This window comes from Luteolibacter sp. AS25, from assembly GCF_046736275.1.
In the GTDB taxonomy this organism is placed as follows: Bacteria; Verrucomicrobiota; Verrucomicrobiia; order Verrucomicrobiales; family Akkermansiaceae; genus Luteolibacter.
The window spans coordinates 2529078-2548481 of record NZ_CP151837.1; the positions used below are offsets into that span (position 1 = coordinate 2529078).

Annotated in this window: 17 protein-coding genes; 6 read left to right on the forward strand and 11 right to left on the reverse strand. The window is 53.9% G+C overall.

Annotation, left to right across the window (positions count from 1 at the left end; genetic code table 11):
* Positions 1-23 precede the first annotated feature (23 nt).
* Entirely contained in the window at positions 24-344 is a 321-nt protein-coding gene (locus AAGA79_RS11720; protein ID WP_411825994.1) for a hypothetical protein, read from the reverse strand.
* Positions 345-486: 142 nt separating this feature from the next.
* On the opposite strand from AAGA79_RS11720, the gene AAGA79_RS11725 reads away from it, so the two are divergent.
* The gene (locus AAGA79_RS11725) at positions 487-2496 is read left to right on the forward strand and encodes an ABC-F family ATP-binding cassette domain-containing protein (protein ID WP_411825995.1); all 2010 of its coding nucleotides are present in this window, start codon (positions 487-489) and stop codon (positions 2494-2496) included.
* 51 nt (positions 2497-2547) lie between these two features.
* Positions 2548-3609, forward strand: coding sequence for a permease (locus tag AAGA79_RS11730; RefSeq protein ID WP_411825996.1), 1062 nt, complete (start codon positions 2548-2550; stop codon positions 3607-3609).
* 3 nt (positions 3610-3612) lie between these two features.
* Here AAGA79_RS11730 and AAGA79_RS11735 read toward each other — a convergent pair whose 3' ends face one another.
* From AAGA79_RS11735 to AAGA79_RS11750, 4 genes are all read right to left on the reverse strand, one after another.
* Positions 3613-5415, reverse strand: coding sequence for a Trx7/PDZ domain-containing (seleno)protein (locus AAGA79_RS11735; protein ID WP_411825997.1), 1803 nt, complete (start codon positions 5413-5415; stop codon positions 3613-3615).
* Complete coding sequence (locus AAGA79_RS11740; protein ID WP_411825998.1) at positions 5373-6218, reverse strand: hypothetical protein; 846 nt, start codon at positions 6216-6218, stop codon at positions 5373-5375. Before AAGA79_RS11740 ends, AAGA79_RS11735 begins: the two co-directional genes overlap by 43 nt.
* Before the next feature lie 2 nt (positions 6219-6220).
* Positions 6221-8173 (reverse strand): TonB-dependent receptor domain-containing protein, encoded by a 1953-nt coding sequence (locus AAGA79_RS11745; RefSeq protein ID WP_411825999.1) that lies wholly within the window; start codon positions 8171-8173, stop codon positions 6221-6223.
* Between the two features lie 354 nt (positions 8174-8527).
* Positions 8528-9646 (reverse strand): redoxin domain-containing protein, encoded by a 1119-nt coding sequence (locus AAGA79_RS11750; RefSeq protein ID WP_411826000.1) that lies wholly within the window; start codon positions 9644-9646, stop codon positions 8528-8530.
* Positions 9647-9845: 199 nt separating this feature from the next.
* On the opposite strand from AAGA79_RS11750, the gene AAGA79_RS11755 reads away from it, so the two are divergent.
* The 4 genes from AAGA79_RS11755 to frr all read left to right on the forward strand — a co-directional run bounded on the left by AAGA79_RS11755 (position 9846) and on the right by frr (position 12344).
* A complete protein-coding gene (locus AAGA79_RS11755; protein WP_411826001.1) occupies positions 9846-10301 on the forward strand; it encodes a GatB/YqeY domain-containing protein in 456 nt (151 codons plus the stop codon).
* 48 nt (positions 10302-10349) lie between these two features.
* Positions 10350-10892 (forward strand): hypothetical protein, encoded by a 543-nt coding sequence (locus tag AAGA79_RS11760; protein WP_411826002.1) that lies wholly within the window; start codon positions 10350-10352, stop codon positions 10890-10892.
* Between the two features lie 78 nt (positions 10893-10970).
* Complete coding sequence (pyrH, locus tag AAGA79_RS11765; protein ID WP_411826003.1) at positions 10971-11708, forward strand: UMP kinase; 738 nt, start codon at positions 10971-10973, stop codon at positions 11706-11708.
* A 66-nt stretch (positions 11709-11774) separates the two neighbouring features.
* Positions 11775-12344: a ribosome recycling factor gene (gene frr / locus AAGA79_RS11770; RefSeq protein ID WP_411826004.1), complete on the forward strand. Its 570-nt coding sequence runs from the start codon at positions 11775-11777 to the stop codon at positions 12342-12344.
* A 75-nt stretch (positions 12345-12419) separates the two neighbouring features.
* Here frr and AAGA79_RS11775 read toward each other — a convergent pair whose 3' ends face one another.
* The 6 genes from AAGA79_RS11775 to AAGA79_RS11800 all read right to left on the reverse strand — a co-directional run bounded on the left by AAGA79_RS11775 (position 12420) and on the right by AAGA79_RS11800 (position 19346).
* On the reverse strand, positions 12420-13448 hold the full coding sequence (locus AAGA79_RS11775) for a P-loop NTPase (RefSeq protein WP_411826005.1): 1029 nt from the start codon (positions 13446-13448) through the stop codon (positions 12420-12422).
* Between the two features lie 60 nt (positions 13449-13508).
* On the reverse strand, positions 13509-15617 hold the full coding sequence (gene mdoH, locus AAGA79_RS11780; RefSeq protein WP_411826006.1) for a glucans biosynthesis glucosyltransferase MdoH: 2109 nt from the start codon (positions 15615-15617) through the stop codon (positions 13509-13511).
* On the reverse strand, positions 15617-16207 hold the full coding sequence (locus tag AAGA79_RS11785) for a hypothetical protein (protein ID WP_411826007.1): 591 nt from the start codon (positions 16205-16207) through the stop codon (positions 15617-15619). Before AAGA79_RS11785 ends, mdoH begins: the two co-directional genes overlap by 1 nt.
* Entirely contained in the window at positions 16183-17760 is a 1578-nt protein-coding gene (locus AAGA79_RS11790) for a glucan biosynthesis protein (protein ID WP_411826008.1), read from the reverse strand. Before AAGA79_RS11790 ends, AAGA79_RS11785 begins: the two co-directional genes overlap by 25 nt.
* 803 nt (positions 17761-18563) lie before the next feature.
* Complete coding sequence (locus AAGA79_RS11795) at positions 18564-18941, reverse strand: hypothetical protein (RefSeq protein ID WP_411826009.1); 378 nt, start codon at positions 18939-18941, stop codon at positions 18564-18566.
* Positions 18942-18986: 45 nt separating this feature from the next.
* The gene (locus AAGA79_RS11800) at positions 18987-19346 is read right to left on the reverse strand and encodes a VOC family protein (protein ID WP_411826010.1); all 360 of its coding nucleotides are present in this window, start codon (positions 19344-19346) and stop codon (positions 18987-18989) included.
* Positions 19347-19404: the final 58 nt, after the last annotated feature.

The window sequence follows — 19404 nt, forward strand, 5'->3', positions numbered from 1 at the left end:
CAGTAAATTCATTTTCCAATGAACTAAATCACGTCGACCACAGTCATCTCGATCCCGCCTGTGAACTTCGCGATCAGATTATAAACCAAAGCAAGAATCAGCCCCGCTATAAAGCCCATGATTCCGTAGGCGATCGGCAGAATAACCGCGATTATAATCATGCCCAGTCCGCCACCCATTGCTGCAGCAGCTTCATTCGAGGCACTCCCGGCAATCATCGCAATAACGCCAAAAAGTATAAGAAACACCGAGAAGATCAGCGAAATGAGCGCATAGAGCCCACCTACTACCACTCCGGTTTGAACTACTGAAATTGAGAGAATTCGTTTTTTCGAGGTCATCATAAGTACCCGATCAAAATACGTATAAAAATTTCTAACAATCTCATTTTACCATCATTAGGTAATTCCAGCCCCATTTCTCCCATTTTCCAAAACCAACACCACCATTGACCTCAGCGCCTAGAAATGCACTCTCGCGCCTTCCATGATTTCCGTCCAAGCACTCCGCGTCGAATACGGCCCACGCATCCTCTTCGATAATCTCTCTTTTTCCGTTCAGCCCCGCGAGCGTATCGCATTCGCAGGTCACAACGGTGCGGGGAAATCCACGCTCATGAAGTGCATCGCCGGGATCATCCCTCCATCGGGTGGACAGATTTCAGCACCGAAAAACACCAAAGTTGGCTACCTACCCCAGGAAGGTATTCACGTAAAGGGCCGCACGCTCTGGGAGGAAACAGAATCCGCATTCGGCGAGATGATGGCCCTCAAGGAAAAGATCGATCGCCTTTCCGATGAAATGGTCAAAATGGACCCACGCTCCTCACCATACGGGGATCTTCTAGAAGAAATTGGCGAGCTCGAACTTAAACTCTACGCGAACGATCCGGAGCTCATGAAGCCCAAGATCGAATCCGTCCTCAAGGGACTCGGCTTCCGCGATAAGGATTTCACCCGCGATTGCTCGGAATTCTCCGGTGGCTGGCAGATGCGTATCGCCATGGCAAAACTCTTCCTCCAGCAGCCGGAAGTGCTACTGCTCGATGAGCCCACCAACCACCTTGATATCGAAACACAGATCTGGGTGGAGCAATACCTCATCACCTATCCCGGTGCGATCCTCCTCATTTCCCACGATCGCGCACTACTCGATACCCTCTGCACTCGCACCATCGCCTTCGCCCACGGCCGCGCCGAGGAATACGCCGGCAACTTCTCCTATTTTGAAAAGGAATCCGTTCTCAGGAAAGACATTCAGTTAAAGCAATACACCTCCCAACAGCGGGAAATTGCCGAGACCCAGCGCTTCATCGACCGCTTCCGCGCCTCCGCCAACAAGGCCACCCTCGTTCAATCCAGGATCAAGCTCCTCGCAAAAGTCGTCCGCATCCCGAAACCGGAGCAGGACGATGCAGTGATGAACTTCCGTTTCCCGCCACCACCGAACTCCGGCCACACCGTCGCCAAAGTGGAGAACGTGGCCAAAGCATACGGCCCGCTCCAAATCTTCAACGGCTTCGATTTCGAGATCAACAAAGGCGAGAAATTCGCCATCGTAGGTCCCAACGGTGCCGGTAAATCCACTTTCTGCCGCCTCGTCACCGCTCAGGAAGAGCCGGACAGCGGTGAGGTCGTCCTCGGCCACAAGGTCGCCCCTTCATTCTTCTCGCAAAACCACGCGGACGAGCTCGATCCGGACCTCACCATCCTGGAAACCGTAACCGCCGTAGCATCACGCGACGCCGCCCCACAGGTCCGGAACATTCTCGGCTGCTTTCTCTTCACCGGAGACGATGTATTCAAAAAAATCGGTGTCCTCTCAGGTGGTGAACGCTCCCGGGTAGCCCTCACCTGCATGCTTCTCAAGCCTGCGAACTTCCTGATTCTCGACGAGCCTACCAACCATTTGGACATGCAGTCACAAGGCGTCCTCAAACGTGCCCTCATCGACTACCCCGGCTCCGTCATGATCGTTTCCCACAACCGGGATTTCCTCGATGAACTCGTAACAAAAACCCTCGAGTTCCGCCCTGGCGAAGAGCCACGTCTCTTCCACGGGAACATCACCTACTTCCTGGACAAGAAAGCCGAGGAGAAATCCGCCGGCACCACTCCTACCAGAAAACCGCCTGCCACTACGGCAGACGCAGCAGTGGCTTCCGCGCCAGCGCAGAAAAAGCAATCCACACCTGGAGTCAGCCGCAAGGAACAGCGCCGCCTGGACGCTCTCGCCCGCGAGGCGAAAACCAAAGTCCTCGCGCCTCTTGAGAAAGAACTGACCAGCCTCGAAGCAAAAATCGCCGAGCAGGAAGCCGCCCAAGCCACCCTTTCCACAGCGCTCAGCTCGGATGCTGTTACCTCTGATCCGGATAAACTGCGCCAGACGACCAACGCCCTCGAGAAAATCACCAAAACCATGGATCTCTCCTACTCCCGCTGGTCCTCACTTACCGAGGAAATCGAAGCGGTTAAAAAAGAGCACAACCTTGAGTAGCGGCAGCCCCGCCCCCTTGCAACTCAGCTCAATCTCGGCAACCTTCCCCGCATGAGCAACTGTTGCAATCCGGAACCGGAGGAAACCTCCTGCTGCGGCACCCCGCACAAGAGCCGCCCGGATATTCTCCTCTGGGCTTCACTCATTCTCTGCGCCGTCGCCATTTTCCTTCATCTAAGCGGTTGGAATTTCGGCAGCCCGCAGATCGCCCGGCTTTCCTCCAGCACAACCATGCTCCTAGCGGAAATGTGGTGGGGCCTCGCACTCGGCATCATCGCCGTTGGTTTACTATCCCGTATTCCACGCGAGTTCATCATGTCCGCTCTCGGTCGTCATCCGGGTATCCGCGGCCTTCTCCGCGCCACCGGTGCCGGCCTGCTTTTGGATCTATGTAACCACGGAATCCTCCTCGTCGGGATGACTCTCTACAAACGCGGTGCCACCCTCGGCCAGACCATGGCATTCCTCATCGCCAGCCCGTGGAATTCACTTTCCCTCACGCTCATCCTAGCCGCTCTGATCGGCTGGCCGTGGACTTTCCTCTTCATTTTCGCCTCCGGGGCCGTAGCCCTTATTTCCGGACTCCTCTTCGAGAAATTGGTGGAAAAAGGAATCCTTCCGGATAACCCGAACCGCTGCGAACTTCCGGAAGACTTCCGTTTCTTCCAGCAGGCAAAGCTACAGCTGAAAGCGCTCGACTGGTCCCCTCGAATGATCCCCGATCTTCTCTGGGAAGGACTCAAGGGCTCCCGTATGATTTTGCGCTGGCTACTCTTCGGCACATTGCTCGCAGCAGTCATTCAGGTATTCGTTCCCACGGATATCTTCTCGGAATACTTCGGGCCCACCATCATCGGCCTCTGCTTCACCCTTCTCGCCGCCACCATCATTGAAGTCTGCTCGGAAGGATCCACACCCATTGCTGCGGATCTATTCACCCGCGCTGCCGCCCCCGGGAATGCTTTTACATTCCTGATGACCGGCGCAGCCACCGACTACACAGAGATCATGGCACTTAGGGAAACCACCCGTTCGTGGAAAATCTCCCTATTCCTACCCCTTCTCACCGTTCCCCAGATCCTGATCATCTCATGGATCATGAATATGAAATAAGGTTTAATCCGCCTTCGGCAAAACAGGCTTCAGACTTCCGATAAGCTTAGCCGCAGCCGGATTCATTTCCCCCGCACTCGTCGCAGGAACCTCCAACTCCAAATCTACAGCCCCCGCGCAAATATCAGCACGGCACGCCTGCGCGGAAACCTTCAGATTCACCTGTTTCCCAGGATCAGATAGCTTTACCGCAAAATAGGAAACGCCCTGAAACCCCCATGTATACCAGCGGATATCAGGCTTTGAGAAATCTGTCGGTCCGGTCTGCAGCCAGGCGCCTTCCGTCTCCTGATCCACCACGATTCCCGTCGGCAACTCCTGATTCCCCTTCTCTCCGAGCTTACCGATCGACCGTTGCGGATTATCCATTGTGAACGAATGCCAGTCCGCAAAATGCTTCGCCTGCACAAGTAGGTAACCGTTTGCCACCGCAGCGCTATAGGCCACAGCTTTTTCATTGCCACTGGTCAGATAAGCCGGAGTGGACCACGCCAAAGATAACTCCGGCGCCACATCCTCAATCGGCGCTTTCCTGAAATTCTGCTGACTGGTCTTCAGTTGAACCACCGCCGGCTCGCCGCTGCGCAAAACACTCAGCTCCAGCGTTCCGTTCGCCGGATGGAAAATCTTGATATAGGCAACTAGGTCGGAAGTCACCGGATTACTGTTTTTCCCGTCCACAGCCACGATCACATCCCCGATTTCGAGACTGTGATGACCGTTCAGAACCGCCTCAATATCGATTCCCGTCACTTCAGCGGCAAAACCGTCCTCGGGAAGCTTCAGCCCGGCCTTTTCTTCAGGTTCGAGACTTCTCATCTCGAAAAACAACTGTGGCTCCACCGTCCAGTGGCGGAATTCCAGATCGGTCTTCCACCATTCATGCGGAAGTTTCACCCTCACATCCAAAATCTCTCCATCCCTTTTTACCCCTAGATTCACTCCGTTTGCGAACCGTGAAACACCATCCAAAGCATACTGCAAGTCACCGAAAGTGAGCACAGGAGATCCGTTTAGCGAAACAACGACATCCGCCGGCAGAACTCCCGCATCGCTTGCAGCCCCTGTTACTTTTTCAACGAGCAGCCCTTTTGGAATATCCAGATGCAGTCCCAGATTCTGAATATTGGGAGAACGGTAGAGATCGGTAATCGGATCAAGCAATCCCGCCAGTGCCTTCTCCTGCATGGAATAATCCGCAATGAGGTGACATTCAGTGCAACGGTTTTTCTGAATCACATTCTGATCCAGTAGTGAAATATCCTTCGGCTGAAAAACCTCCGGCTTCTCCTCGGACGGACGCTCCCCGGCCAGGTATTTCGCATGTTCGGAAAGTCCCAGCTCCAAGGCCAGTTCCAGACTCTCGAGATTTAAATAAGTATCGGCCGCGGCCTCATCGCGACCACCGTACCGCAGATAAATGTCCTCGTTCCCATTGACAACAAAGTAGTAGAGCGAGTTGTGCCAATCGCGATCGTAGTGCGCGATGTTAACGCCCGACATACTCGTCACCCGCGCCAGCACATATTGGGACATCAGCTTCCCGCGCGGGGAATCCGAGTCAGTGTAAAATACCTGGGCATCGAACTCGCGGCCATTCACACACGGCGCGCATCGAAACTCCAAAAACAACGGCTTCCCAGTCGCCCGTGCCTCGGCAAGCGCATCCGGTAGGGAAGCATGCCACGATAAAGCTTCCCCCCGGACCTCCGCTGCAAAAACGGAAATCCAGAGAGAAGCCAGTAGCAACCAACTACGCAAAATCATTTCACCAGCAGTGGAAACATCGCCGACGATGGCAGCCAATAGGTGCGCTGCCAGATTTGTGAGGCAGGAATTGTATCCGACTCACTTTTCATATGAGTCCAGACAGCATCATCTTCAGCTGGAAGAGCGGAAAATTCCTCCTCATCGATCTCGCCATCCGCATTTTTATCTAGACCGGCAACCGTGGTCGCTAGATGGATCTGCTGGGATTTCAAAATCAGGTCTTCAGCGTAGTGGGAAACGATTTCGCTTTCGTCGATCACACCATCTTCATTGAGGTCATCGCTCTCGAAATGACCGCGCTGATGCCAATCAACGCCGTCTTCCTCGATTTCACCCCTCACGGGAACGCCCAGGGTGTATTCTTTCAGATTTAGTTTCCCATCCTTGTCGCCATCCATCTTGAGCTTGTCCTCCAGCAGGAAAACCAACTGGCTTCTGACGGATTCCTGGACTTCAGCGGCATCCAGCATCAGATTCTTATCCAGATCCAAAGCCTTGATAAACTCCACATCAGTCTTCCCCATCTGCGCCATGCGGCCCAGCCGTTCAGCATGATGATCCTCGTAGATCCTCCGGTCCTTCTCAGACATTTTTGCCAATTCCTCTTCGGACTTCTTCATCTCCGGATGCACCGGTGGAGGGTTTCCAAAACCCATTTTCTGAAGGGCACCTGCCAGAGCAGTCAGCTTTTCCCCATCCTCGTCCACTTGGCCGAGAGCCAGGGAGACGTGAGTGGATACAGCTTCAGCCGTCCCGTTGAGAACCTTCTCCGTCTGCGGGGAAAATTCTGCATGAAGGGCCGGCGAGAGCCCCAAAAGGATAAGAGTCGATGATTTCATAATTAGAATTCGTAGGAGGCTCCAACGCGGAACTCACGTCCCGGACTAGCAAAGCCGGATGATGTGAAAATCGTGTGATCCTGGTATTGCTCGTCGAACAGGTTGTCCACATTGAGCGTAAGGCTCAATCCTTCCACCTGCTCCACATCCCAGCGCACGAAGGCATTCACTAGCACATAGGATTCCTTGCCAGCAACTGCCGGGAAACTACCGAAGGCAACTTCCTCAACATCTTCGCGATATTCGATGTTACCACCGAAGGTGATTCCGGTATCCTCCGGTGAGTAGCTCGCTTGTGCGATCCACTGGCGTCCAGCGACCACCATCCCTATATCATCCGGGTAATCATAGCCCTCCACCTCAGGAGAATTGTCGGTAACGGAAAGGGAAAACACATAGCCATCTTTCTGATAACCGGCGCGTGCTTCATAACCGTCATTGGTCACATCACCATAGCTGGCTGCACCACCGACCGGGTAGATGTAGTTTTCGATCGATTGATCGAAGTAAGACGCATCAGCAAAGAAGCCATCACGCTCATACGCTGCGGTGATCTTGAAGGTATCTGCATTCTCGCCATCCAGTCCCGCTGGTTTTACAGTAGGGAAAAATGCCTCGCGGATACCAACACCACGGTAAGCCTCCGCGTAACCGGCTGTAAAAGTAAGCTCCTCCACAGGCTTGAACGCCAGGGATACATTCGGGCTGAACTCGGAAGAATCAAGCTGTGTGCCGGCAATATCCTCGAAGTCATAGACATCGAAACGACCACCGAAGCTCAGCGCGAACATGCGATGAATCTGCCAATCGTTCTGCATGAAAAATCCATAGGAAAATTCCTCTTCATTCGCGTTGGTTACACCGTATGAGGATGAAGTCACATCACTCTCGGTGCTCTTAACATCCACACCGTAGGTGCTTGAGAAAACCTCGCTGAACTCGGAGGTATTCCTGATGCTGAAACCGAAAGTCTCAAGCTGTGCGCTATCGCCGGTAGTTTCACGGGAATAATCCTGCGCGGTGTAGTAGGTATTCGCCTTCAGGTTAATCCAAGGATTGTTACCAGGGTCATAGCCGTAGTTCACTGTGAATGAATCACGTCCGATGTCGTTGCGCTGCAGAACTCCGGTAGGGCGTCCTGATGCGGTTAGGAAATCTTCGGTAACGTTCAGGCGGTCATACGCGAAGGTATCGCTGTTCAGATGCTCGAAGCCGATGTCAAGGCTGTGCCCGCCATCAAGGCGACCGGATAGTTTCAGCAGAATATTTTCGGAAGAATATTCCGTGAGATCGACAGTATCCCCGTTTCCATCCTCATAATCGTCCCTATCGGTAAAACCACCGGAAATCATAAGAGCCCAATCCTCACCCAAACGGGCTGCGAAAGTCTGGGAAAGTCGATAACCTTCACCATTTGAGAAATAAGTCCCCTTGGTCAGGCCATAGTATTCTTTCCCTTCCTTGATCAGATCGAACGCGTTTTTCGTCTCGAATTGAAGCGATCCGTTCAGCGCACCCAGTCCCTCGAGAGCATTGCCAGCGCCGGTGAAAACATTCACCTGCTTGATGAGCTCAGGCTCGATCGAAAGTGGACCAGTGTGGTGGGAGATATTGCCCTGCACAGCACCGTCGATGGTCACGTTGCTCAAATTACTCTCAAGACCATTGATGAAAACCTGCTGCGCCTGAGCGCGACCACCGTTCACGGTCACACCCGGAGTGCTTTTGAAAACATCGTTCAAATCCGTCGCAATAGTGTTTTCCAGCTCATCGGCTTTCACCTGGACATCACCCACCTTTACCGGAGTCTCCTCGCCTTGCACAACCAGTGGATCAAGATCTCCGGTTTGTTCTTTTTCTAGGTCAGCTGCAAAATCTTGTGCCTGCGCCGCTGGAGTCATCGCCGTTGCCGCGCCAATCATCAGCGCGAGCCCTGCGGATCTCTTGGAATTCATTTGTTGTGTGGACTTCATGTCGCGAGCCTTTTCCTTCGGAATTCTTTTTTCGTCAAGAGCTATTGAGATTCAATCTCAATAGATTAAGGATCCCAGCCCGCATCAAGACTACCTATAAAACTGATAGTAAGCGATTTACGAGATCCCTAAGACTCAGCAATAAAAACTAAAAATTCGTAATGTTGAGATATTTTTCTAAAATCAACCGTCCAAAGGCTGATCACGATCCACTCAGCACCGCCAAACCGGTTCTCCTCGGGCATTCGAAAACACCTGATTTTTAATAGGTCGGGGATTTCTCTGCATCTCGAAAAAACCTCCCCCAATTTCAGCCAGACCTCGGCTCCTTAACGGCTACTCCTCCAGCCGCTTGTAAAGTTCCCAGGCAGAACGCTCCACCCAGTTATGGGAAAGTTTACCATCACGGACCTCCCAGACCGCGATCCCCGTAAACTCGAACTCTCGATCGTCTGCTTCGGTTCCCAGCATTCCACCGTTCCGTCCGCGCGCTATCCAGCGGCTCACCACACGGCCTCCGTCCGCTCCTTCGAAACAATCTAAATTTTCCAAACGCAGGCCCTTTGCTTTTTCCTGAAATTCAGCCACCCACTCGACGAACTCCTCCCGCCCGACCACATCCTGACCGGCGCTGGTGATAACAAAGTCCTCGGTCATCAGCTTATCGATGAGTGAAAGATCGTAGGGTGGATTCCAGACATTTTCCCAAAACTGTAGAACCATATGCCTGCCAGTCGGCCCCTCCTTGATAGCGCGGACGGCATCCAAAATCCGCTCCGGTTCTGCTCGGCGGCGGTAATCCGCATCGGCAAAAGCATAGGTGATCATACCGTCCTGACCCACCACGTAGGTTCCGGGTAGCGGCAAGCGATCTGCGGCCTCCTTGCCGCTGCGCTCCTCCAGCTTGAAATTCTCCTGATATCTCTTTCTGGTGTCTTCGTTCAGCGGAAACGTGAGGCCGAACTTATCCGCCACCGCATGATTCTCATCTGTCAGAACCTGAAATCCCAGCCCGTGCTCCTTGACCGATCCGGCCGTGGCATCCGGAAGCTCCGGGGTCAGAGCTACCAAAGTGGCGCCGAGATTGGTGATCTCATCGTTTTTCTCCGCCAAAGCCGCGAGGGCGATATTGCAATACGGGCACCAGCCGCCACGATACCAGGTCAGGACTACCGGACCTTTTTCCAAAAGATTGGAAAGACTCACATCCTGCCCCTTATGGTTCTTCAAGGCGAAATCAGGCGCTCGATCCCCCACTTTCAGAACACGTTCATAGACGCCTGAAACCTCCAGTTCTCGCAGCGCATCATTTTGGCTTTTGAGCAATTTCGCTGGAGCCCGCTCGGCAAAGGCGTTTTTCCGTTGATCAAGCTCCTCCTGTAGGGTCTCGCCTACCAGAGGCTCTAGAATAGTTCCTGCTAGGAAAAATAAATGCACAGCTTTGGGAATTGGCATTCCGCAGCCTTGGGCAAAATTACCGGAAAGTAAATCTTTCAGCCAATTACCCCTCGTTCTGGTTCAGTTACACCCACAGTCCCGATCAACCTCGGCTACAGGCTACCTTCACACGGACTTTGAAATACCCATCTCGCTGAAACTCCGCCAAGCCGCTTTTCCTTGGACATTTGAAACCGCCGGATATTTATCTAAACACATGAGCAACACAGCCTCTCAAATCTCGGAAGACATCAAAACCGCAATGCGCGCAAAGGACTCCCTCGCGCTCAATTCCCTCCGCGCCCTCAAGAGCGCGATGACCAATGCCGCCATCGAAAAAGGCGGACTCGGCACCGAGCTGGACGAGCCGGAAATCCTCGCCGTCATACGCAAGCAGATCAAGCAGCGACATGACTCCATCACACAGTTCGAGAGCGCCGATCGCCCGGAACTCGCGGAAAAGGAAAAACAGGAAATCGACATCCTCTCCAAATACCTCCCGGCAGCCCTTTCCGAAGAGGAAATCAACGCCATCGTCGAGAAAGCAGTCGCCGAAACCGGAGCCTCATCCAAGGCGGATATGGGCAAAGTCATGAAAACCGCACAGGAACTTGCCGACGGCCGCGCCGATGGCAAGACCCTCTCCTCGGCCATCATGAAAAGACTTTCATAACCGGCGATCCTTTATGGACGTTTTCACGCACCGCGTCATACTCGGTGCGTGAAAACAACTCTGCTTGCTCTTTTCCTCACCGGAAAACTCTTCGCCACCACGATCTCCATCGTCCCGATTTACGAGCCAATCAGCCTTCACGGCACGGATGTGGACGATATCATTTCAGACACCGGAGAGGCACTGCAGGCCACCGTCCTTTCACGCCCGATGGCACTTTCCGGGGCATTTCCCGAGGTATTGGTTGAGGCCATCCGCACTTCAAATCCACTCCCTACCAACACCCCCGCCTACAAGGTAACCGAGTCCAATCTCCTGGTTCTCTGTGGGGTTACCGTAGATGCACGCCTCACCGATGAGGGCCTTCTCGTCTCCTTCGATGTCACCGAACTGGACATCCCCATGGAAGTGGATCTCACCAGCCGCCAGCTGCTCAAGCTCTCGCTCGTCGCTCTCCAGCGCACCCTCGAGGCCTACCACGTGGGCCAGACAGAGCCTCTCAACGTCTTCGTAACCATTGATGGCACCAACGACAGAAATGCAACCCTGCGTGATCTCGATGTGGACTTCCAGCTGGAAGGCAAACGATAAACGCCGAGAAAAACCGCATCTTTCCATCTTACTTGTTGGACCTCGGCGGCTACTTGCCTAATCCTATTTCCTAACAACATGTCACAGAACACCAACGATCCACGTCCATTTAAACGAGCTATTCTGAAACTCAGCGGAGAAGCCCTCCGTGAGCCGGGCTCGAAAGACAATATCTCTCCGGAGATCGTCACCAGAATCGCCGCAGAAATCAAAGACGCCGTCGATAATGGACTTGAGCTAGGGATCGTTGTTGGTGGTGGAAATTTCTGGCGCGGAGCCAGTGCATCTGCCCGTGGCATGGACCGCGCCACTGCGGATTACGTCGGCATGCTGGCCACTGTGATGAATTCACTCGCCATCGAAGGCGCCCTCTCACACATCGGCGTCACATGCACCGTGATGTCAGCCATCGAGATGAAGAACGTTGCAGAGCCATTCATCCGTCGGAAAGCAGATCACCAACTCAGCAAAGGAAACGTCATCATCTTCGGCGCCGGCACCGGCAATCCTTTCTTCTCCACAGACACCACCGCTGCTCTCCGCGCGAACGAAATGGGAGCGGATATTATCCTCAAGGCCACCCAGGTAGACGGTGTCTACTCGGATGATCCACGCACAAACCCGGACGCCGTCCGCTTCGAGTCCGTTACCTTCCAGCATTGCCTGGAAAACCGCCTCAGCGTCATGGACTCCACCGCATTTTCGCTCTGCATGGACAATGATATCCCGATCGTCATCTTCGATCTCGGCCCGGACGGAAATCTTTCCAAAGCACTAAACTCCCAGCCTATCGGCACACTCGTTCACTGCGAGTAATCGCCCACTTTCCATCTCCCCCGCATTCCCGTTTGAAATTTGCGGTTAGAATTTTAACTTACCATCATGTCAGATCCATCGAAAACCATCAAAGAAGTCGAAGCCAGTATGCAATCCGGCATCGATCACCTTATCAAAGACTTCGCCGGAGTCCGCACAGGAAAAGCCTCCCCAGCACTCATCGATAACCTCGATGTCTACGTCCGCGCCTACGGCGGCGTCCAGAAACTCAAGTCTCTGGCCATCATCAACACACCTGAGCCACGCATGCTCAACGTTCAGCCTTTCGATCCATCCACCACACAGGATATCGAAAAAGCCATCCGCGAGTCGAAACTCGGCCTTAACCCCGCCGCTGCGGACCGCTCCATCCGCGTCCCGATCCCGGAACTCTCCGAGGAACGCCGTCGTGAAATGGTGAAACTCATCAAGACCCTTGGCGAAGAAGCAAAGGTCCGCCTCCGCGCCTCCCGCAAAGGTGGTCTGGACGAAGCGAAGAAAATGAAAGCGGACAACATCCTCACCGAGGACTCCCTCAAGGACTACGAAAAACAAGTCCAGGAGCTCACCAATAAATTCACCAAAAAGATCGATGAACTCGCAGTAGCGAAGGAAGAAGATCTCATGAAAATCTAGTCCATTACCTGGACCATCAGGGCTCTTCCCAATCCAGACCGGATTCGGAAGAGCTTTTTTTGTGCTTTTAAAAAATCAGACATTCAGTTCAGCCACCATCGCATGGAATGCAGCTGAAACCTTGTTCTTCTTCGGATCGATCAGCGCCACAGGTGTCCCCGCATCACCGCCACGGCCCGTAGCCAAATCAATCGGGATCTGTGCCAGCAGTGGCACATTCATATGCTCCGCCTCGCGCACACCACCCTCTTCTCCGAAGATGTAGTAGCGCTTGCCGTCATCTCCCTCGAACCAAGCCATATTCTCGATCAATCCCAGAATCGGCACATTCACCTTCGCGAACATTGCCACCGCCTTGCGCGCATCGATCAGTGCAACCTCCTGCGGAGTGGTCACGATTACCGCACCATCCACAGCTACTGTCTGCACGATCGTCAGCTGAATGTCTCCAGTGCCCGGCGGTAGATCCAGCACCAGCACATCCAGTTCACCCCAGGCTACCTGGCGGAGAAATTGTTGCGTATAACGCGTCGCCATCGGACCACGGACGATCACCGGACTATTGTCTTCCAGAAGAAAGCCCATCGACATCAGCTTCAGCCCGTGTGCCTCGATCGGAATGATCTCATCCTGCTCGTTCGCGTCCGGGCGCGCAGTGGTTCCGAACATCTGCGCCACGGATGGCCCGTAAAGATCACAATCGCAAAGCCCTACCTTCAGTCCGCGTGCCGCGAGGGCGACTGCTAGATTCGCCGCCACCGTTGATTTCCCGACTCCGCCTTTACCCGAAGCAACCGCGATCACCCGCTTCACGCCAGGGATGGAAGATTTGCCCACCGCGCCGCCCGCCGCCTCCGGAGCATCCTTCACATCGATGTCCACTTTCACGTCACCCACACCAGCCATCCCGTCCAGGACAGCATGGCAGTCTTTGAAAATCTGCTGGGGAACATTCGCATCCTTCGTGGCCACCTCAATCTTGACCACGAGATTCCCGCCCTCGAACTCAACAGCCTTCACCAGACCGAATGAAAGAATATCCCGTGAAAAACCGGGATACTTCACCTGCTTCAATGCCTCTTTGATCTCTTCGATGTTCGTCATAATCCGCCCCCACTGTTCCCGATTTCACTGCCAACGCAACCACGATATCATATCGAATTCTCAAGAGCGCCGATAGCTCTCCACCGCCTTTTTCCATACGGGCGAGAGATTCTCCATATTTCCCAGCCATACGGTCCGGTGCATCAGCAGCATCGCAGGCTCCAGATAAAGCAAATCCGCCCTCTCGGATGGTGTCAGCCACTCCGGCCCATCACGTAGACACCTCCTCGCCAAAGATTCACTTTTCGCACTCAATGCCGATTTTTCCAGCAGCGAAAGATGCACCCCGTTCACATACGGATCGACCACTGCCGCCAGGAATCCATCCCTACCCGGCCCCTTTGCGTCCAGCACCGTATCCACTTCCAGTTCCGCAGCCCATGCCAATTTCAGGACTCCCGGCGGCTCTATCTCTTCACCGACGGTGAAAATTCCCACTTCCCGCAGAGCCTTTCCATACCGCGCGCGGCTCGTCCACACCGATACCGGCATACAGACAATCAGCCCGATAAGAATCGGCGACATCCACAGCGTGAACACCAAACCAATCTTCAGCGCCAGTATCGTCCACCCGATCCCCAGCACCGTAGGCAACCAGTGAAACCTCACGGCATCTTTCCAGCTCGTGCCGTCCGTTTCCCGGCTCTGGCTACCCCAGCCCACCGCCCTGCCGGAAAGAATACTAAGCACCATCATCGTGTGCGCCACCATCAGACACGGCGCCAGAATCATCGAAATCAAAGTCTCCAGCAATGCACCCGTTAACAGCGTGGTAATCCCGCCGAACGAGCGCCGGATTTCACTCGAAAAAGCAGCACGCAGCACCGCCAGAACCTTCGGAAGAAACAGCAGCACAGCCACCATACAGATCAGCAATCCACCCTGCCAGTCACTGCCGATTCCCAGGTATCTCTGAACAAACCCATCGAACGGCAGCACACTCAGATTGCTCATCTCGAAGTCCCACGCCAACCACGTCCCCATGATCAGGAACAGAAACCACAGCGGACCGCCCAGATAGGCCATGATCCCCATGAAAAGATGCATCCTTACGGAAAACGGCAGTTTCCTCGCGAAAATTAGCCACAGATGCTGCAAATTCCCCTGGCACCACCGCCGGTCCCGTATCAGGTGATCCGCCAAAGTCGGCGGTGCCTCCTCGTAGCTCCCCTTGATATCCCACGCCAGCCACACCTCCCAGCCCTCCGCCACCATCAGTGCCGCTTCCACGAAATCATGGCTCAGAATTCTCCCGCCGAAGGGCTCGCTCCCGGGCAAATCCGGAAGCTCGCAAAAATCGGAAAATGGTTTCAACCGGATCAGCGCATTATGCCCCCAGTAGCTCCCGCCCCCCAGCTGCCAGTAATTCAGCCCCCGCACAAACAGCGGACTGTATAGACTCATCGCAAACTGCTGCAGCCTCGTGAAAACCGAAGCACCCCTGATCAATTGCGGCGCAGTCTGCAGAATCCCCAGATTCGGGTGCGCCTCCATCGTCTTCGCCATCTTCACCACATCGCCACCGTCCATCAGGCTATCCGCGTCCAGCACCATCATCCCCTCGTAGCGCCCTCCCCACGTCCTTACGAAATCCCCGATGTTCCCTGCCTTCCGGTTCTCATTCACCTTCCGGCGGCGGTAGAAAATCTTCCCGAACGCATCCAGCCGGCGGCAAAGGCTGGCCCACGCCATTTCCTCGATCACCCACAGATCCACATCCCGCGTATCGCTCAGCAGCAGGAAATCGAACTTATCCAGCTCCCCCGTTTGCTCGATCGAGCGGTAGATCGCCTCGATCCTCGCGCAGAATTTCCCGCTATCCTCATTGTAGACCGGCATCACCACCGCATACCGATGCTCCAGCGGCCGTGCCTCCTCCCCCAGCTCCGTGATCTTAACCGCCTGCTTCCCTCCGCGCACGATATCCCAGAAACCGAAGAACGCGTGGAACGCACCCACCACCAACATCCCGTTGAGAATCGCGAAAACCAGCAACAAAGGCACATGCGCCCTGTGCCAACCCGCCGTCCAGAAAAGATCCGCCACCCACAGCACCGCCAAGACATTGAAAATCAGTGCCGCCCCGAAGAACAGCATCCGCCGCCACTGCGCGCAACCCTTCCGGTAACGCCTCGCCAGCGTCCTGCCTTTATTTTCAGAAATACCCATCACTGCCAAAAAATAAACCAGATCAGTATTCCTACGATTGTGAAGAACAGAATCCCCGCCATCTCCCGCAGGATTGGCCGCCGCTCCATCGTCTCCCACCACTGCGCCGCACCCGCACCCAGCACATTCAGCTCCAGCGGCTTGGGCACCATCGTCATTTCAGAGAAATTCGGACCCGCCTTCAGGTAGGAAGAGCGCATCGATTCCACAAACTCATCCGGCCAAGGCGCCGATGTCAGGAAGACCCCCTGCCACTTGTCCGGCATTCCAGCCAGCAGTAGCGCCAGCCTGCCCTGCGCCGCCAGACTACCGTCCTCCAGCTCTTCTCCCAAAACCTTGGACGTCCACGCGCCTATCTCGCGCAGAGTCTCCTCGATCGCCAGCTCCCTGGGCGACATCGTAGGCTCCGCCGCCAGCCTTGAGGAAGATCTCCATAAAATTCTCCGCACCAGCTCCGCCGTCAGCAGCTTGTTCCGTATCCGCAGTGCACGCAGATACGCCTCCACCGCAGCATATGCCTCTTCCCATTCCTCCAGCTCCGCATCCGTAAGCGGCCGCAGCGTATCTATGGATCGATCCGGTAAATCCATGTTTCTGTGAGATAGTTTTCTCCCCTTTTCAAGGCAGCCCGCAGCTCTATCGGCCCGGCGCCAACAAGTGCTCCCTCGCCCCCCTCCGCTGTTAGTTTAAAGACCAGCCGCACCCTGTCTCCAGGCATTTCCTCCACGTTCACATCGGTTATCTTCACCTGCTCGGTCTTATCGCCCACCACTTCGACAAGTCCTTCCGGCAGCTTACCACCCTCATCCTTCAAGCTCTCTCCGGCGAATTCCACCACCATCGTCCGCATATCCTTCTGCCAGTCCAGCACACCGGTCCTACTACCCACCACATACGCATCCGCCTGTGCCGGATTCCCGTTCATGGTCCACACCTGCCTGTAGGAAAACTCCAGCGGCTCACCCTTCACCACCTTCCGGTCAGGCACCCACATCGCCACGGTATTATCCGCCACCTCATTGTTGGTCGGGATTTCCATCAGCATCACATTCCCGCTCCCCCAGTCGGAAGTCGGCTCAATCCAGAGTGATGGCCTTATATGATAATCCGCCTCGGAATCCTCATAGGAGTCAAACCGTCTATCTCTCTGCAGCAACCCGAACCCATCACACTTATCCATCCCGAAGAAACTGAAATCCAGCAGCCCTGTATCATTCGCAACCGGTCTCCAGATCCTCTCCCCATTCCCCCTCCTGATCGTCAAACCATCTGAATCATGCACCTCCGGGCGAAAATCATCGAACCTGCGCCGTGAATTTTCACCGAACCAGAACATACTCGACATCGGCGCAATCCCCAGCCGCTCGATCTCCCTCCTAGGGAAAAGAACCATCTTCACATCCATCACCGTCTCATCGCCCGGATCGATCTGGAACTCATACGCCCCCGTCATCGACGCACCGTCCAACAACGCGAAAACAGTCAGCTTCTCAGCCCCCGGCTGCGGCTTCTTCAGCCAGAACTCACGGAACGCCGGAAACTCCTCTTCCACCCCCTCCAGCCCTGTGTTCACAGCGATCCCGCGTGCGGAAATTCCATAGTGCTGGCCCTTGCCCAGTGCCCGCCAATAGCTCGCACCCTGGAACACCGCCAACTCATCGTAACCGTCCTTGCCATCCAGATCCGCCAGCACCTTGAACCCACCGAAACCCACCTCCGGCGGCAGCGGCCCGTGATGTTCCGTCAGATGCCCGTATTGGAAAAACTCCTTTGAAAACCTCACCCGCTGCCGGTGGGTATCCGTCATTTCATTGATCATCACCGGCTCCTGGAAAATATAACCAGGGTGGAAGAACATGGTCCGGAACGGCAGATTCTCACCCGCCCACAACGTATGATGCTCATTGAAAACGATACTCCGGTATTGGTCGTAATTAAGATTCCGCACCCACTCCGGAAGATCCTCCCGCCTCACCGCCTGATAAGGCTCTCGCGACAACTCTTCAGCAAACCCACGCACCGCCCCGAAATCGATATCATCCCGGCCCCAGTCCCGCGCTGAAGCAACTCCATTGAAAAATAAAACGAATAAAAATAACCTTCCGATCACAAACCGCCATCTAGCAGCTTTTGAACCAGTCACATACCTACCTATGAATCTCTGAATCACAACATCCCCGGTAAATCCAAATCCTACGGATCGCAAGATCACTTTGTTAAATATTTGCAAAGTGCAACGACGACTTGCCTACAAAACGAGGGCGAGCCTTGAACGTAGGGTTGATTTTGGGATTAAGGAAAATCATCGGAATAGGATTACTGGTAGGAGTTATCATGGCGGGGCTTATTCGGCCGTGAAGTCTAAACCAGGGAAATTTCGTAGATCAATGGCGCCCCAATCGCACCCAGGATGAACGCACCTATCCAGGCAAAACGTAATTGCGAGGAACTCATGCCAAATGTCGCTCTGTTTACCCTGAATAGGAGCCACGTGAGAACGCTGAATATTGCCAGTATGATACCGAGAAACTGAGCAACTTCACGAACTGAACGCAGTGCGCTTGTCTCAGGATGAAGCAAAAACTCGCATGTAAAGAGTCCGATCAGCATCCCCAAGATGAGAGCGGGACAGAATAGTGCTTTCCGATACATAGACTTGTTTCTGAACTTTCCGCAGTTGGGCCGGAATGCTTTTCTCGCCGAAAATCAAAGCAGTATACGAGGTGCCTAGCACACCAAAAATTAATTAGACGGCTTCCTCGGCGTGGCCATCTTCGCCTTGTCGTTTTGTTGCGGCTCATCCTCAACAAGATCTTCAAATTTAAAATCATCGGGTTCACCATGGTTTTCCAGCTCTCTTCGAACTGTAAACCGTCCGAAAATCGCATAAATCAAGCAAGGAAGCCCAAATACAATGAATCCAAGTATTGAATTAATTGGCGCAGGCTAAGATCGCTTTTTTTCAATACCCCAATCTCCTTTGAAGTTGATGACGCACTGATCCACCAGATACCAACCGAATGCTAGGGCGATGATTCCGGCTGCAATTCTTCCAACAAACGGAACACCCCACAGCGCGAGGAAACCTGCTAAACAAAGTGTAATTAGCAGCAAGCTTACAATTACAGGCACCGGATCGCCCACGGCTATTGATTCACGTAGCGGAATCGAGAAAACAGCAGCGAATAATAACAGAAATGGAGATAAAACCCAGCGCACATAGGGGCTGGCCCTGCTCGAAAACACCTGTTGATATGGAACTGACGTCTTCTTTTTTTGACGAACATTTGAGGAGTGGCGCGGCGGTGAACAGCTCCAACTCAATCGGACGGATTTCTCGGCGTCAGCTTCTGCATCCTGTCCGGTATTTTATTTGTTGGTTTGGCTAAGCATCATTCGGTTGCCAGAAGGATCCTCCAGTAAACAGTATTGATCGCTCTTGCTTATCAACTTCCCACCGTTCAATTCGATCTTAGAAGCTGAATCATCTAAATCCACGACTTCTATATGTGGCAGCCAACCAGATGGGACATCAGGAAAAGTATCCTGTGAACAGACTCCCATCACATCTTCACCGTTATCGTCACGAACTTCATACGAAACATTATCGTCGTCATCTACGACCTCGTCTAGATGAAGGCCGACCACTTTAGAGTAAAAGTCAGCTACTTCTTTAGTGTTGGGTGTAACCATTTCAATCCAGTAAACGCTATTAATTTTTTTCATCATTCGGTGTGTTACCTTTTAGTCGAACATTAGAGGAATGACAGCGCCGGCGAAAAGCTTG

Excerpts from the sequence above, each read along its gene's own strand:
- AAGA79_RS11720 (WP_411825994.1), bottom strand. The coding sequence starts at position 344 with ATGATGACCTCGAAAAAACGAATTCTCTCAATTTCAGTAGTTCAAACC.
- AAGA79_RS11725 (WP_411825995.1), top strand. The coding sequence starts at position 487 with ATGATTTCCGTCCAAGCACTCCGCGTCGAATACGGCCCACGCATCCTC.
- AAGA79_RS11730 (WP_411825996.1), top strand. The coding sequence starts at position 2,548 with ATGAGCAACTGTTGCAATCCGGAACCGGAGGAAACCTCCTGCTGCGGC.
- AAGA79_RS11740 (WP_411825998.1), bottom strand. The coding sequence starts at position 6,218 with ATGAAATCATCGACTCTTATCCTTTTGGGGCTCTCGCCGGCCCTTCAT.
- AAGA79_RS11745 (WP_411825999.1), bottom strand. The coding sequence starts at position 8,173 with ATGAATTCCAAGAGATCCGCAGGGCTCGCGCTGATGATTGGCGCGGCA.
- AAGA79_RS11750 (WP_411826000.1), bottom strand. The coding sequence starts at position 9,646 with ATGCCAATTCCCAAAGCTGTGCATTTATTTTTCCTAGCAGGAACTATT.
- AAGA79_RS11755 (WP_411826001.1), top strand. The coding sequence starts at position 9,846 with ATGAGCAACACAGCCTCTCAAATCTCGGAAGACATCAAAACCGCAATG.
- pyrH (WP_411826003.1), top strand. The coding sequence starts at position 10,971 with ATGTCACAGAACACCAACGATCCACGTCCATTTAAACGAGCTATTCTG.
- frr (WP_411826004.1), top strand. The coding sequence starts at position 11,775 with ATGTCAGATCCATCGAAAACCATCAAAGAAGTCGAAGCCAGTATGCAA.
- AAGA79_RS11775 (WP_411826005.1), bottom strand. The coding sequence starts at position 13,448 with ATGACGAACATCGAAGAGATCAAAGAGGCATTGAAGCAGGTGAAGTAT.
- mdoH (WP_411826006.1), bottom strand. The coding sequence starts at position 15,617 with ATGGGTATTTCTGAAAATAAAGGCAGGACGCTGGCGAGGCGTTACCGG.
- AAGA79_RS11785 (WP_411826007.1), bottom strand. The coding sequence starts at position 16,207 with ATGGATTTACCGGATCGATCCATAGATACGCTGCGGCCGCTTACGGAT.
- AAGA79_RS11800 (WP_411826010.1), bottom strand. The coding sequence starts at position 19,346 with ATGATGAAAAAAATTAATAGCGTTTACTGGATTGAAATGGTTACACCC.